The organism is Chitinophaga agri (assembly GCF_010093065.1).
Lineage (GTDB): Bacteria > Bacteroidota > Bacteroidia > Chitinophagales > Chitinophagaceae > Chitinophaga > Chitinophaga agri.
Genome location: NZ_CP048113.1, coordinates 1,404,983 through 1,423,030, shown reverse-complemented (window position 1 = coordinate 1,423,030; position 18,048 = coordinate 1,404,983). Strand labels below are relative to the sequence as shown.

At 50.3% G+C, this 18,048-nt stretch carries 1 protein-coding gene (running past one end of the window); it reads left to right on the top strand.

What is annotated here, in order from left to right:
- Nucleotides 1-18,048: the 3' portion of an Ig-like domain-containing protein gene (locus GWR21_RS05315; RefSeq protein WP_162330734.1), read on the top strand. The gene continues 19,221 nt to the left of window position 1, outside the view; only the last 18,048 of its 37,269 coding nucleotides appear in the window; its start codon lies beyond the left edge, outside the window; the stop codon is at nucleotides 18,046-18,048.

Here is an 18,048-nt window from a genome sequence, read left to right as displayed (position 1 = left end):
GAAGGCAATAGTTTAACTGCAAGCCTGGTAACGGTTCCCGTGAATGGTACTGTAGTATTGAACGCTGATGGTAGTTTCACATATACACCGAATGCGAATTTCAATGGCCTGGATAGCCTTGTTTACCAGGTATGTGATAATGGTGTACCAAGTCTGTGTGACAGCGCGGTAGTAAGATTCGCAGTAAATGCGGTGAATGACGCACCTGTAGCAGTAGATGATGATGTAACAGTAACAGAGGATGTAGCAACGACCGGTAATGTGCTGACTAATGATACAGACCCAGAAGGCAATAGTTTAACTGCAAGCCTGGTAACGGTTCCCGTGAATGGTACGGTAGTGCTGAACGCCGATGGTAGCTTCACATATACACCGAACGCAAACTTCAATGGCCTGGATAGCCTTGTTTACCAGGTATGTGATAATGGCACACCAAGCCTGTGTGACAGTGGTGTAGTAAGATTTACAGTAAATGCAGTGAATGACACCCCGGTAGCGGTAGATGATGATGTAACAGTAATAGAGGATGTAGCAGCGACCGGTAATGTTGTGACTAATGATACGGATGTTGAGGGTAATACCCTGACTGCTTCATTGGTAACGGCACCAGTGAATGGTACGGTAGTGCTGAACGCTGATGGTAGCTTCACATATACACCGAACGCAAACTTCAATGGCATGGATAGTCTTGTTTATCAGGTATGTGATAATGGTGTACCAAGCCTGTGTGACAGTGGGGTAGTAAGATTTACAGTAAATGCAGTGAATGACACCCCGGTAGCGGTAGATGATGATGTAACCGTGACAGAGGATGTAGCAGCAACAGGCAATGTCCTGACTAATGATACGGATGTTGAGGGTAATGCCCTGACAGCTTCATTGGTAACGGCACCAGTAAATGGAACTGTAGTGCTGAACGCTGATGGTAGCTTCACATATACACCGAACGCAAACTTCAATGGCCTGGATAGCCTAGTTTATCAGGTATGTGATAATGGCACACCAAGCCTGTGTGATAGTGGAGTAGTAAGATTCACTGTAAATGCGGTGAATGATGCCCCAGTAGCGGTAGATGATGAAGTAACAGTAACAGAGGATGTAGCAGCAACAGGCAATGTCCTGACTAATGATACGGATGTTGAGGGTAATACCCTTACTGCTTCATTGGTAACGGTACCAGTAAATGGTACGGTAGTGCTGAACGCGGATGGTAGCTTCACATATACACCTAATGCGAACTTCAATGGCCTGGATAGCCTGGTATACCAGGTATGTGATAATGGCACACCAAGCCTGTGTGATAGTGGTGTAGTAAGATTCACAGTGAATGCGGTGAATGACGCACCTGTGGCAGTAGATGATGACGTAACAGTAACAGAGGATGTAGCAGCAACAGGTAATGTCCTGAATAATGATACGGATGTTGAGGGTAATGCCCTGATAGCTTCATTAGTAACGGCACCAGTAAATGGTACAGTAGTGCTGAACGCCGATGGTAGCTTCACATATACACCGAACGCAAACTTCAATGGCCTGGATAGTCTGGTTTACCAGGTATGTGATAATGGTGTACCAAGTCTGTGTGACAGTGGGGTAGTAAGATTTACAGTAAATGCGGTAAATGATGCGCCGGTAGCGGTAGATGATGATGTAACAGTAACAGAGGATGTAGCAGCGACCGGTAATGTGCTGACTAATGATACAGACCCAGAAGGCAATAGTTTAACTGCAAGCCTGGTAACGGCGCCAGTGAACGGAACTGTTGTACTGAACGCCGATGGTAGCTTCACATATACACCGAACGCAAACTTCAATGGCCTGGATAGTCTGGTTTACCAGGTATGTGATAATGGTGTACCAAGTCTGTGTGACAGTGGGGTAGTAAGATTTACAGTAAATGCGGTAAATGATGCGCCGGTAGCGGTAGATGATGATGTAACAGTAACAGAGGATGTAGCAGCGACCGGTAATGTGCTGACTAATGATACAGACCCAGAAGGCAATAGTTTAACTGCAAACCTGGTAACGGCGCCAGTGAACGGAACTGTTGTACTGAACGCCGATGGTAGCTTCACATATACACCGAATGGAAATTTCAATGGCCTGGATAGCCTGGTATACCAGGTATGTGATAATGGAGTATCAAGCCTGTGTGACAGTGGGGTTGTAAGATTTACTGTGAATGCGGTAAATGACGCACCTGTAGCGGTAGATGATGACGTAACAGTAACAGAGGATGTACCAGCGACTGGTAATGTCCTGACTAATGATACGGATGTTGAAGGTAATACCCTGACTGCGTCATTGGTAACGGCGCCAGTGAACGGAACTGTTGTACTGAACGCCGATGGTAGCTTCACCTATACACCGAATGGAAATTTCAATGGCCTGGATAGCCTTGTTTACCAGGTATGTGATAATGGCACACCAAGCCTGTGTGATAGTGGTGTAGTAAGATTTACTGTGAGTGCGGTGAATGACGCCCCAGTAGCGGTAGATGATAATGTGACAGTAACAGAGGATGTACCAGCGACTAGTAATGTCCTGACTAATGATACGGATGTTGAGGGTAATACCCTGACTGCGTCATTGGTAACGGCACCAGTAAATGGTACGGTAGTGCTGAACGCTGATGGTAGCTTCACATATACACCGAATGGAAATTTCAATGGCCTGGATAGCCTTGTTTACCAGGTATGTGATAATGGCACACCAAGTCTGTGTGACAGCGGGGTAGTAAGATTCACTGTAAATGCGGTAAATGATGCCCCAGTAGCGGTAGATGATGATGTAACAGTAACAGAGGATGTAGCAGCAACAGGCAATGTCCTGACTAATGATACGGATGTTGAGGGGAATGCCCTGACAGCTTCATTGGTAACGGCGCCAGTCAACGGAACAGTAATATTGAACGCCGATGGTAGCTTCACCTATACACCGAATGGGAACTTCAATGGCCTGGATAGCCTGGTTTACCAGGTATGTGATAATGGAGTACCAAGCCTGTGTGATAGTGGTGTAGTAAGATTCACTGTAAATGCGGTAAATGATGCCCCAGTAGCGGTAGACGATAATGTGACTGTAATAGAGGATGTACCAGCGACTAGTAATGTCCTGACTAATGATACGGATGTTGAGGGTAATGCCCTGACAGCTTCATTGGTAACGGCACCAGTAAATGGAACTGTAGTGCTGAACGCTGATGGTAGCTTCACATATACACCAAACGCAAACTTCAATGGCCTGGATAGCCTGGTTTACCAGGTATGTGATAATGGCACACCAAGCCTGTGTGATAGTGGTGTAGTAAGATTTACTGTGAGTGCGGTGAATGACGCCCCAGTAGCGGTAGACGATAATGTGACTGTAATAGAGGATGTACCAGCGACTGGTAATGTCCTGACTAACGATACGGATGTTGAGGGTAATACCCTGACTGCTTCATTGGTAACGGCACCAGTAAATGGAACGGTAGTGCTGAACGCTGATGGTAGTTTCACATACACACCGAATGCGAACTTCAATGGCCTGGATAGCCTTGTTTATCAGGTATGTGATAATGGTGTACCAAGCCTGTGTGATAGCGGTGTAGTAAGATTCACAGTAAATGCGGTGAACGACGCACCAGTAGCGGTAGATGATGATGTAACAGTAACAGAGGATGTACCAGCAACAGGCAATGTCCTGGCTAACGATACGGATGTTGAGGGTAATACCCTGACTGCAAGCCTGGTAACGGCACCACTGAATGGAACTGTAGTGCTGAACGCAGACGGTAGTTTCACATACACTCCGAACGCAAACTTCAGCGGCCTAGACAGCCTTGTATACCGCGTATGTGATAACGGTGTTCCAAGCCTGTGTGACACAGCGATCCTTCGGATCACCGTAACACCAGCAAACGATGCACCAGTAGCAATAGATGATGCCGTAACCGTAGTAGAAGACCAGATCGGCACGGGTAACGTCCTGACTAATGACACCGATCCAGAAGGAGACGGATTAAGCGCAAGCCTGGTAACGGCTCCAGTGAATGGCACAGTAGTGTTGAATGCAGACGGTAGCTTCACATATACTCCGAACGCAAACTTCAGCGGCCTAGACAGCCTTGTATACCGCGTATGTGATAACGGTGTTCCAAGCCTATGTGACACAGCGATCCTTCGGATCACAATAACACCGGCAAACGATGCGCCAGTAGCAGTAGATGATGCAGTAACCGTAGTGGAAGACCAGATCGGTACAGGTAACGTCCTGACCAATGATAGTGATCCAGAAGGAGATGCGCTGACTGCAAGCTTGGTAACCGCTCCAGTGAATGGCACGGTAGTGCTGAACGCAGACGGTAGCTTCACATACACACCAAGTGCAAACTACAGTGGTCTTGACAGCCTTGTATACCGCGTATGTGACAACGGTACGCCAAGCCTTTGTGACACAGCGATCCTTCGGATCACAGTGACCCCAGCTAACGATGCACCGGCAGCCGTAGATGATGCCCTCACTGTAGTAGAAGATCAAATTGGCACGGGTAACGTTCTGACTAATGACATCGATCCGGAAGGAGATGCGCTGACTGCAAGCCTGGTAACGGCTCCAGTGAATGGAACAGTAGTCCTGAACGCAGATGGTAGCTTCACCTACCGACCGAATGCAAACTACAGCGGTCTGGACAGCCTTGTATATCAAGTATGTGATAACGGCACGCCAAGCCTGTGTGACACAGCGATCCTTCGGATCACAGCGACCCCAGCGAACGATGCGCCAGTCGCAGTAGACGATGCAGTAACCGTAGTGGAAGACCAGATCGGTACAGGTAACGTCCTGACCAATGATACCGATCCAGAAGGAGACGCGCTGACTGCAAGCCTAGTAACAGGACCAGTGAATGGAACAGTAGTCCTGAACGCAGACGGTAGCTTCACCTACACACCAAATGCAAACTTCGGCGGCCTGGATAGCCTGGTATATCAAGTATGTGATAATGGCACCCCAAGTCTGTGTGACACAGCGATCCTTCGGATCACAGTGACTCCAGCTAACGATGCGCCAGTAGCAGTGGATGATGCAATAACTGTAGTGGAAGACCAGATCGGCACAGGTAACGTCCTGACCAACGATACCGATCCAGAAGGAGATGCGCTGACTGCAAGCCTGGTTACCGCACCAGTGAATGGAACAGTAGTATTGAACGCAGACGGTAGCTTCACCTACACACCAAATGCAAACTACAGCGGCCTGGATAGTCTTGTATATCAAGTATGTGATAACGGTGTTCCAAGCCTGTGTGACACAGCGATCCTTCGGATCACAGTGGCTCCGGCAAACGATGCGCCAGTAGCAGTAGGCGATGCCGTAACTGTAGTAGAAGATCAAATTGGCACAGGTAACGTCCTGACCAATGACAGTGATCCAGAAGGAGATGGATTAAGCGCCAGCCTGGTAACCGCACCAGTAAATGGAACAGTAGTGCTGAACGCAGACGGTAGCTTCACATACACTCCGAATGCAAACTACAGCGGCCTGGATAGCCTTGTATACCGCGTATGTGACAACGGTACGCCAAGCCTGTGTGACACAGCGATCCTTCGGATCACAGTGACGCCAGCGAACGATGCGCCAGTAGCAGTGGATGATGCCCTGACTGTAGTGGAAGACCAGATCGGCACAGTTAACGTCCTGACCAATGACACGGATCCAGAAGGAGATGCGCTGACTGCAAGCCTGGTTACCGCACCAGTGAATGGCACAGTAGTGCTGACCGCAGATGGTAGTTTCACATATACTCCGAATGCAAACTACAGTGGTCTTGACAGCCTTGTATATCGCGTATGTGATAATGGTGCGCCAAGCCTGTGTGACACAGCGAACCTGCGGATCACAGTGACGCCAGCGAACGATGCGCCAGTGGCAGTAGATGATGCCCTGACTGTAGTGGAAGACCAGGTCGGCACAGGTAATGTCCTGACCAATGATAGTGATCCAGAAGGGGATGTATTAAGTGCCAGCCTAGTAACCGCACCAGTGAATGGAACAGTAGTCCTGAACGCTGATGGTAGCTTCACATACACTTCGAACGCAAACTACAGCGGCTTGGATAGCCTAGTTTATCAAGTATGTGACAATGGTGTTCCAAGTCTGTGTGACACAGCGATTCTGCGGATCACAGTGACGCCAGCGAACGATGCGCCAGTAGCAGTGGATGATGCCCTGACTGTCGTGGAAGACCAGATCGGCACAGGTAACGTCCTGACCAATGACACGGATCCAGAAGGAGATGCGCTGACTGCAAGCCTGGTTACCGCTCCGGTTAATGGCACAGCAGTGCTGAATGCTGACGGTAGCTTCACATACACTCCGAACGCAAACTACAGTGGTCTTGACAGCCTTGTATACCGCGTATGTGATAATGGTGCGCCAAGCCTGTGTGACACAGCGATCCTGCGGATCACAGTGACTCCAGCGAACGATGCGCCAGTAGCAGTGGATGATGCAATAACTGTAGTGGAAGACCAGATCGGCACAGGTAACGTCCTGACCAACGATACCGATCCAGAAGGAGATGCGCTGACTGCAAGCCTGGTAACCGCACCAGTGAATGGAACAGTAGTCCTGAACGCAGACGGTAGCTTCACCTACACACCAAATGCAAACTTCGGCGGCCTGGATAGCCTGGCATATCAAGTATGTGATAATGGCACCCCAAGTCTGTGTGACACAGCGATCCTTCGGATCACAGTGACTCCAGCTAACGATGCGCCAGTAGCAGTGGATGATGCAATAACTGTAGTGGAAGACCAGATCGGCACAGGTAACGTCCTGACCAACGATACCGATCCAGAAGGAGATGCGCTGACTGCAAGCCTAGTAACAGGACCAGTGAATGGAACAGTAGTATTGAACGCAGACGGTAGCTTCACCTACACACCAAATGCAAACTACAGCGGCCTGGATAGTCTTGTATATCAAGTATGTGATAACGGTGTTCCAAGCCTGTGTGACACAGCGATCCTTCGGATCACAGTGGCTCCGGCAAACGATGCGCCAGTAGCAGTAGACGATGCCGTAACTGTAGTAGAAGACCAGACTGGCACAGGTAACGTCCTGACCAATGACACGGATCCAGAAGGAGATGGATTAAGCGCCAGCCTGGTAACCGCACCAGTAAATGGAACAGTAGTGCTGAACGCAGACGGTAGCTTCACCTACACTCCGAATGCAAACTACAGCGGTCTGGATAGCCTTGTATACCGCGTATGTGACAACGGTACGCCAAGCCTGTGTGACACAGCGATCCTTCGGATCACAGTGATGCCAGCGAACGATGCGCCAGTAGCAGTGGATGATGCCCTGACTGTCGTGGAAGACCAGATCGGCACAGTTAACGTCCTGACCAATGACACGGATCCAGAAGGAGATGCGCTGACTGCAAGCCTGGTTACCGCACCAGTGAATGGCACAGTAGTGCTGAACGCAGATGGTAGTTTCACATATACTCCGAATGCAAACTACAGTGGTCTTGACAGCCTTGTATATCGCGTATGTGATAATGGTGCGCCAAGCCTGTGTGACACAGCGATCCTTCGGATCACCGTAACACCAGCAAACGATGCACCAGTAGCAATAGATGATGCCGTAACCGTAGTAGAAGACCAGATCGGCACCGGTAACGTCCTGACAAATGACACGGATCCAGAAGGAGACGGATTAATCGCAAGCCTGGTAACGGCTCCAGTTAATGGCACAGTAGTCCTGAACGCAGATGGTAGCTTCACCTACACACCGAATGCAAACTACAGCGGTCTGGATAGCCTTGTATACCGCGTATGTGATAATGGCGCGCCAAGCCTTTGTGACACAGCGATCCTTCGGATCACAGTGGCTCCGGCAAACGATGCGCCAGTAGCAGTAGGCGATGCCGTAACTGTAGTAGAAGATCAAATTGGCACAGGTAACGTCCTGACCAATGACACGGATCCAGAAGGAGATGGATTAAGCGCCAGCCTGGTAACCGCACCAGTAAATGGAACAGTAGTGCTGAACGCAGACGGTAGCTTCACATACACTCCGAATGCAAACTACAGCGGCCTGGATAGCCTTGTATACCGCGTATGTGACAACGGTACGCCAAGCCTTTGTGACACAGCGATCCTTCGGATCACTGTAACACCAGCGAACGATGCGCCAGTAGCAGTGGATGATGCCCTGACTGTAGTGGAAGACCAGATCGGCACAGTTAACGTCCTGACCAATGACACGGATCCAGAAGGAGATGCGCTGACTGCAAGCCTGGTTACCGCACCAGTGAATGGCACAGTAGTGCTGAACGCAGATGGTAGTTTCACATATACTCCGAATGCAAACTACAGTGGTCTTGACAGCCTTGTATATCGCGTATGTGATAATGGTGCGCCAAGCCTGTGTGACACAGCGAACCTGCGGATCACAGTGACGCCAGCGAACGATGCGCCAGTGGCAGTAGATGATGCCCTGACTGTAGTGGAAGACCAGGTCGGCACAGGTAATGTCCTGACCAATGATAGTGATCCAGAAGGGGATGTATTAAGTGCCAGCCTAGTAACCGCACCAGTGAATGGAACAGTAGTCCTGAACGCTGATGGTAGCTTCACATACACTCCGAACGCAAACTACAGCGGCTTGGATAGCCTAGTTTATCAAGTATGTGACAATGGTGTTCCAAGTCTGTGTGACACAGCGATTCTGCGGATCACAGTGACGCCAGCGAACGATGCGCCAGTAGCAGTGGATGATGCCCTGACTGTCGTGGAAGACCAGATCGGCACAGGTAACGTCCTGACCAATGATAGTGATCCAGAAGGAGATGCGCTGACTGCAAGCCTGGTAACCGCACCAGTGAATGGAACAGTAGTTCTGAACGCTGATGGTAGCTTCACCTACACACCGAATGCAAACTACAGCGGCCTGGATAGCCTTGTATACCGCGTATGTGACAACGGTACGCCAAGTCTGTGTGACACAGCGATCCTTCGGATCACAGTGACCCCAGCGAACGATGCGCCAGTAGCAATGGATGATGCCCTGACTGTCGTGGAAGACCAGGTCGGCACAGATAATGTCCTGACCAATGATAGTGATCCAGAAGGGGATGTATTAAGTGCCAGCCTAGTAACCGCACCAGTGAATGGAACAGTAGTCCTGAACGCTGATGGTAGCTTCACATACACTCCGAACGCAAATTACAGCGGCTTGGATAGCCTAGTTTATCAAGTATGTGACAATGGTGTTCCAAGTCTGTGTGACACAGCGATCCTTCGGATCACCGTAACCCCAGCTAACGATGCACCGGCAGCCGTAGATGATGCCCTCACTGTAGTAGAAGATCAGACTGGCACCGGTAACGTCCTGACTAATGACACCGATCCAGAAGGAGATGCGCTGACTGCAAGCCTGGTAACAACACCAGTGAATGGAACAGTAGTCCTGAACGCAGATGGTAGCTTCACATACACTCCGAACGCAAACTACAGTGGTCTTGACAGCCTTGTATATCAAGTATGTGATAACGGCACGCCAAGCCTGTGTGACACAGCAATCCTGCGGATCACCGTAACCCCAGCGAACGATGCACCAGTAGCAGTGGATGATGCCCTCACTGTAGTAGAAGATCAGACTGGCACCGGTAACGTCCTGACCAATGACGCCGATCCAGAAGGAGACGGATTAAGTGCAAGCCTGGTAAGAGGACCAGTGAATGGAACAGTAGTGCTGAACGCCGATGGTAGCTTCACCTACACACCAAGTGCAAACTACAGCGGCCTGGATAGTCTTGTATACCGCGTATGTGATAACGGTGTTCCAAGCCAGTGTGACACAGCGATCCTTCGGATCACAGTGACGCCAGCGAACGATGCGCCAGTCGCAGTGGATGATGCAATAACTATAGTAGAAGATCAAATTGGTACAGGTAACCTCCTGACCAATGACACCGATCCAGAAGGAGATGCGCTTACAGCCAGCCTGGTAACCGCGCCAGTGAATGGCACGGTAGTCCTGAACGCTGATGGTAGTTTCACATATACACCAAACGCAAACTACAGCGGCCTTGACAGCCTGGTATATCGCGTATGTGATAACGGTACACCAAGCCTTTGTGACACAGCGATCCTGCGGATCACAGTGACTCCAGCGAACGATGCGCCAGTGGCAGTAGATGATGCCCTGACTGTAGTGGAAGATCAGACTGGCACAGGTAACGTCCTGACCAATGACGCCGATCCAGAAGGAGACGGATTAAGTGCCAGCCTAGTAACCGCACCAGTGAATGGAACAGTAGTCCTGAACGCTGATGGTAATTTCACATATACTCCAAACGCAAACTACAGCGGCCTTGACAGCCTTATATATCGCGTATGTGATAATGGTGCGCCAAGCCTGTGTGACACAGCGATCTTGCGGATCACAATAACACCGGCAAACGATGCGCCAGTGGCAGTAGATGATGCAGTAACCGTAGTGGAAGACCAGATCGGTACAGGCAATGTCCTGACCAATGACACCGATCCAGAAGGAGATGCGCTGACTGCCAGCCTGGTTACCGCTCCGGTTAATGGCACAGCAGTGCTGAATGCTGACGGTAGCTTCACATACACTCCGAACGCAAACTACAGTGGTCTTGACAGCCTTGTATACCGCGTATGTGATAATGGTGCGCCAAGCCTGTGTGACACAGCGATCCTTCGGATCACAGTGACCCCAGCGAACGATGTACCAGTCGCAATGGATGATGCCCTCACTGTAGTAGAAGATCAGACTGGCACAGGTAACGTCCTGACCAATGACACGGATCCAGAAGGAGACGGATTAAACGCAAGCCTGGTAACGGCACCAGTAAACGGCACAGTAGTGCTGAACGCAGATGGTAGCTTCACATACACACCGAATGCAAACTACAGCGGTCTGGACAGCCTTGTATATCAAGTATGTGATAACGGCACGCCAAGCCTGTGTGACACAGCAATCCTTCGGATCACAGTGACTCCAGCGAACGATGCACCAGTCGCAGTGGATGATGCAATAACTATAGTAGAAGATCAAATTGGCGCAGGTAACGTCCTGACCAATGATAGTGATCCAGAAGGAGATGCGCTGACTGCAAGCCTGGTAACAGGACCAGTGAATGGAACAGTAGTGCTGAACGCAGATGGTAGCTTCACCTACACACCAAGTGCAAACTACAGTGGTCTTGACAGCCTTGTATACCGCGTATGTGATAATGGCACCCCAAGTCTGTGTGACACAGCGATCCTGCGGATCACCGTAACCCCAGCGAACGATGCGCCAGTGGCAGTAGATGATGCCCTGACTGTAGTGGAAGACCAGACTGGCACTGGTAACGTCCTGACCAATGACACCGATCCAGAAGGAGACGGATTAAGCGCAAGCCTGGTAACGGCTCCAGTGAACGGCACAGTAGTGCTGAATGCTGATGGAAGCTTCACCTACACACCAAGTGCAAACTACAGCGGTCTGGACAGCCTTGTATATCAAGTATGTGATAACGGCACGCCAAGCCTGTGTGACACAGCAATCCTTCGGATCACAGTGACTCCAGCGAACGATGCACCAGTCGCAGTGGATGATGCAATAACTATAGTAGAAGATCAAATTGGCGCAGGTAACGTCCTGACCAATGATAGTGATCCAGAAGGAGATGCGCTGACTGCAAGCCTGGTAACAGGACCAGTGAATGGAACAGTAGTGCTGAACGCAGATGGTAGCTTCACCTACACACCAAGTGCAAACTACAGTGGTCTTGACAGCCTTGTATACCGCGTATGTGATAATGGCACCCCAAGTCTGTGTGACACAGCGATCCTGCGGATCACCGTAACCCCAGCGAACGATGCGCCAGTGGCAGTAGATGATGCCCTGACTGTAGTGGAAGACCAGACTGGCACTGGTAACGTCCTGACCAATGACACCGATCCAGAAGGAGACGGATTAAGCGCAAGCCTGGTAACGGCTCCAGTGAACGGCACAGTAGTGCTGAATGCTGATGGAAGCTTCACATACACTCCGAATGCAAACTACAGCGGTCTTGACAGCCTTGTATACCGCGTATGTGACAACGGTACGCCAAGCCTGTGTGACACAGCGATCCTTCGGATCACAGTGACCCCAGCGAACGATGCCCCAGTAGCAGTGGATGATGCCCTCACTGTAGTAGAAGACCAGATCGGCACGGGTAACGTCCTGACCAATGACACGGATCCAGAAGGAGACGGATTAAGCGCAAGCCTGGTAACGGCACCAGTAAACGGCACAGTAGTGCTGAACGCAGATGGTAGCTTCACATACACTCCGAACGCAAACTACAGTGGTCTGGATAGCCTTGTATACCGCGTATGTGATAATGGCGCGCCAAGCCTGTGTGACACAGCGATCCTTCGGATCACAGTGACCCCAGCGAACGATGCGCCAGTCGCAGTAGACGATGCCGTAACCGTAGTGGAAGACCAGATCGGTACAGGTAACGTCCTGACCAATGATACCGATCCAGAAGGAGATGCGCTGACTGCAAGCCTGGTAACCGCACCAGTGAATGGAACAGTAGTTCTGAACGCAGATGGTAGCTTCACCTACACACCAAGTGCAAACTACAGTGGTCTTGACAGCCTTGTATACCGCGTATGTGATAATGGCGCGCCAAGTCTGTGTGACACAGCGATCCTGCGGATCACAGTGACTCCAGCGAACGATGCGCCAGTGGCAGTAGATGATGCCCTGACTGTAGTGGAAGATCAGACTGGCACCGGTAACGTCCTGACCAATGACGCCGATCCAGAAGGAGACGGATTAAGTGCCAGCCTAGTAACCGCACCATTGAATGGAACAGTAGTCCTGAACGCTGATGGTAGTTTCACATATACTCCGAATGCAAACTACAGCGGTCTTGACAGCCTTGTATATCAAGTATGTGATAACGGCACGCCAAGCCTGTGTGACACAGCAATCCTTCGGATCACAGTGACTCCAGCGAACGATGCACCAGTCGCAGTGGATGATGCAATAACTATAGTAGAAGATCAAATTGGCGCAGGTAACGTCCTGACCAATGATAGTGATCCAGAAGGAGATGCGCTGACTGCAAGCCTGGTAACAGGACCAGTGAATGGAACAGTAGTGCTGAACGCAGATGGTAGCTTCACCTACACACCAAGTGCAAACTACAGTGGTCTTGACAGCCTCGTATACCGCGTATGTGATAATGGCACCCCAAGTCTGTGTGACACAGCGATCCTGCGGATCACCGTAACCCCAGCGAACGATGCGCCAGTGGCAGTAGATGATGCCCTGACTGTAGTGGAAGACCAGACTGGCACTGGTAACGTCCTGACCAATGACACCGATCCAGAAGGAGACGGATTAAGCGCAAGCCTGGTAACGGCTCCAGTGAACGGCACAGTAGTGCTGAATGCTGATGGAAGCTTCACATACACTCCGAATGCAAACTACAGCGGTCTTGACAGCCTTGTATACCGCGTATGTGACAACGGTACGCCAAGCCTGTGTGACACAGCGATCCTTCGGATCACAGTGACCCCAGCGAACGATGCCCCAGTAGCAGTGGATGATGCCCTCACTGTAGTAGAAGACCAGATCGGCACGGGTAACGTCCTGACCAATGACACGGATCCAGAAGGAGACGGATTAAGCGCAAGCCTGGTAACGGCACCAGTAAACGGCACAGTAGTGCTGAACGCAGATGGTAGCTTCACATACACTCCGAACGCAAACTACAGTGGTCTGGATAGCCTTGTATACCGCATATGTGATAATGGCGCGCCAAGCCTGTGTGACACAGCGATCCTTCGGATCACAGTGACCCCAGCGAACGATGCGCCAGTCGCAGTAGACGATGCCGTAACCGTAGTGGAAGACCAGATCGGTACAGGTAACGTCCTGACCAATGATACCGATCCAGAAGGAGATGCGCTGACTGCAAGCCTGGTAACCGCACCAGTGAATGGAACAGTAGTTCTGAACGCAGATGGTAGCTTCACCTACACACCAAGTGCAAACTACAGTGGTCTTGACAGCCTTGTATACCGCGTATGTGATAATGGCGCGCCAAGTCTGTGTGACACAGCGATCCTTCGGATCACCGTGACCCCAGCGAACGATGTACCAGTCGCAGTGGATGATGCCGTAACCGTAGTGGAAGACCAGATCGGTACAGGTAACGTCCTGACCAATGATAGTGATCCAGAAGGAGATGCGCTGACTGCAAGCCTGGTAACCGCACCAGTGAATGGAACGGTAGTCCTGAACGCTGATGGTAGTTTCACATATACACCAAACGCAAACTACAGCGGCCTTGACAGCCTGGTATATCGCGTATGTGATAACGGTGTTCCAAGTCTGTGTGACACAGCGATCCTTCGGATCACAGTGACACCGGCAAACGATGCGCCAGTGGCAGTAGGCGATGCAGTAACCGTAGTAGAAGACCAGACTGGCACAGGTAACGTCCTGACCAATGACACGGATCCAGAAGGAGATGCGCTGACTGCAAGCCTAGTAACAGGACCAGTGAATGGAACAGTAGTACTGAACGCAGACGGTAGCTTCACATATACTCCAAACGCAAACTACAGCGGCCTGGATAGCCTGGTATATCGCGTATGTGATAACGGTGTTCCAAGTCTGTGTGATACAGCGATCCTGCGGATCACAGTGACGCCAGCGAACGATGCGCCAGTAGCAATGGATGATGCCCTGACTGTAGTGGAAGACCAGATCGGCACAGGTAACGTCCTGACCAATGACCCGGATCCAGAAGGAGATGGATTAAGCGCCAGCCTGGTAACCGCACCAGTAAATGGAACAGTAGTGCTGAACGCAGACGGTAGCTTCACCTACACTCCAAACGCAAACTTCAGCGGTCTGGATAGCCTTGTATACCGCGTATGTGATAACGGTACGCCAAGTCTGTGTGACACAGCGATCCTTCGGATCACAGTGACCCCAGCGAACGATGCGCCAGTCGCAGTGGATGATGCAATAACTATAGTAGAAGATCAAATTGGTACAGGTAACCTCCTGACCAATGACACCGATCCAGAAGGAGATGCGCTTACAGCCAGCCTGGTAACCGCGCCAGTGAATGGCACGGTAGTCCTGAACGCTGATGGTAGTTTCACATATACACCAAACGCAAACTACAGCGGCCTTGACAGCCTGGTATATCGCGTATGTGATAACGGTGTTCCAAGTCTGTGTGACACAGCGATCCTTCGGATCACAGTGACACCGGCAAACGATGCGCCAGTGGCAGTAGGCGATGCAGTAACCGTAGTAGAAGACCAGACTGGCACAGGTAACGTCCTGACCAATGACACGGATCCAGAAGGAGATGCGCTGACTGCAAGCCTAGTAACAGGACCAGTGAATGGAACAGTAGTACTGAACGCAGACGGTAGCTTCACATATACTCCAAACGCAAACTACAGCGGCCTGGATAGCCTGGTATATCGTGTATGTGATAACGGTGTTCCAAGTCTGTGTGATACAGCGATCCTGCGGATCACAGTGACGCCAGCGAACGATGCGCCAGTAGCAATGGATGATGCCCTGACTGTAGTGGAAGACCAGATCGGCACAGGTAACGTCCTGACCAATGACACGGATCCAGAAGGAGATGGATTAAGCGCCAGCCTGGTAACCGCACCAGTAAATGGAACAGTAGTGCTGAACGCAGACGGTAGCTTCACCTACACTCCAAACGCAAACTTCAGCGGTCTGGATAGCCTTGTATACCGCGTATGTGATAACGGCACGCCAAGTCTGTGTGACACAGCGATCCTCCGGATGACAGTAACGCCTGTCAATGACAAACCAGTAGCTATAGATGACATATTCGAAGTGACGGAAGGTATACCAGCAACCGGTAACATCCTGACCAACGACAGCGATCCTGACGGCGATAATCTGACAGCCAGCGTAGTAACAGCACCTGTAAACGGCACCGTGGTACTGAACGCAGACGGTAGCTTCATTTACACACCAAATACAAACTACTTCGGAGCTGATAGCCTCGTATACCGCATATGTGATAACGGCACACCAGTCCTGTGTGACACAGCCGTTGTAAGATTTAATATCATCGCAGTAAATGACGCACCAGTAGCCGTTAATGACATTATTACTGTAACAGAAGACATGACGGCGACAGGCAACGTCCTCACTAACGATAGTGATATCGAAGATGATGATCTGACGGCAAGTGTCGTAACAGGACCAGCGCACGGTACGATCGTACTGAATCCGGACGGCAGCTTCACTTATACGCCAGGCAAAGATTACAATGGTATGGATACGGTCGTATACCGCATATGTGATAATGGTACGCCAAGTATGTGTGATACAGCATTGATCATACTGACTATCGTACCCGGTTATGATGCGCCGATCGCAGAGGCCGATTACCTGACCGTAACGGAAGATACTCCGACAGAGGGTAATGCACTCACCAATGACTATGATCCGGATGGTGATCAGCTGACGGCTTCGCTGGTAACACCGCCAGTAAATGGTACGGTGATCTTCAATGCAGATGGCACGTTCACTTATACGCCAAATCCGGATTACGAAGGTCTCGATAGTATGGTCTACAGGATCTGTGATACCGATAACCAATGTGATACTGCTATTATAAGGATCACGGTCGTTCCTGGCAATGAAGCGCCAGTAGCCGTAAATGATGCGGTAACGATCAATGAGGACGAAACCGCAACCGGCAATGTCCTGACCAACGACAGTGATCCTGAAAGTAATGTGCTGACTGCTGCTGTTGTTACGGGTCCTGCACATGGTACTATTACACTGAATGCGGACGGTAGCTACACCTATACACCGGAAACAAACTACAACGGTGCAGACAGTGTCATCTACCAGGTATGTGACAATGGTGTGCCGTCACGTTGTGACACCGCTGTAATACGCATCACTATCCTGCCAGTGAATGATCCGCCGGTAGCAAGGACAGAAACAATCCGTGTTGAGATCAATACTCCTGAAGCCGGTAGTGTAAGCGCTATGATCAGTGATCCTGAAAATGATCCGCTGACCGTGAGCCTGATCACGGCAACCAGACACGGTGTGATCGTCGTGAATGCGGATGGTAGCTTCAACTACTCTCCAAACAGAGACTTCTCCGGTCTGGATACCCTGATCTACAGGGTATGTGATAATGGTACGCCAAGTCTGTGTGATACCGGTATTGTGATCTTTAATGTATCAGGTTTGAACGACAGACCTGTGATCGGTCTCGCGAAGTCAGCAGCGGAACCTGTACTGGAAATCAATGGTAACTATACCGTCACTTACACATTCGTCGTGACGAACCTGGGTAACGAAGTGATGAATGACGTGCAGGTAGAAGATAATCTGCAAAATACCTTCCCGTCACCAGCTACCTTCCAGATAACAGGTGATGTGATCACTACCGGCGGCCTCAGACCAAATAATCAGTACAACGGTAGTACGATCAGTACGTTACTGGGAGACGGTAGTACCCTGGCAATAGGTGCAAGTGATACTATCAGGTTCAGTGTGAATGTCAACGCGAATAAACAGTTCGGTTCCTTTAACAACAGCGCCACCGTGAATGCAACGTCCGCTGCCACCAACACCGGAGTGACTGACGTTTCCACTAATGGCCTCAATGCTGATCCGGATGGTAATGCGGATCCTTCTGAAAATGAAGTGACACCGGTAGTTCTCAATCCGACTAAAATCCGCATACCACAGGGCTTCTCTCCAAATGGTGACGGCAAGAACGACCGGTTCGTGATCGGTAATGCCGGTAATGATAAGATTAGCCTGGAAGTATACAACCGTTGGGGTAACGTTGTCTATAAGAATGTGAACTACAATAACGAGTGGGATGGCCGTTGTAACACCGGCCTGCACTTCGGAGAAAATATTCCGGATGGTACTTACTATGTAATTGTCATCGTGAATGACTCCGAACGGTTTGTTAATTATATCACAGTAATACGTTAG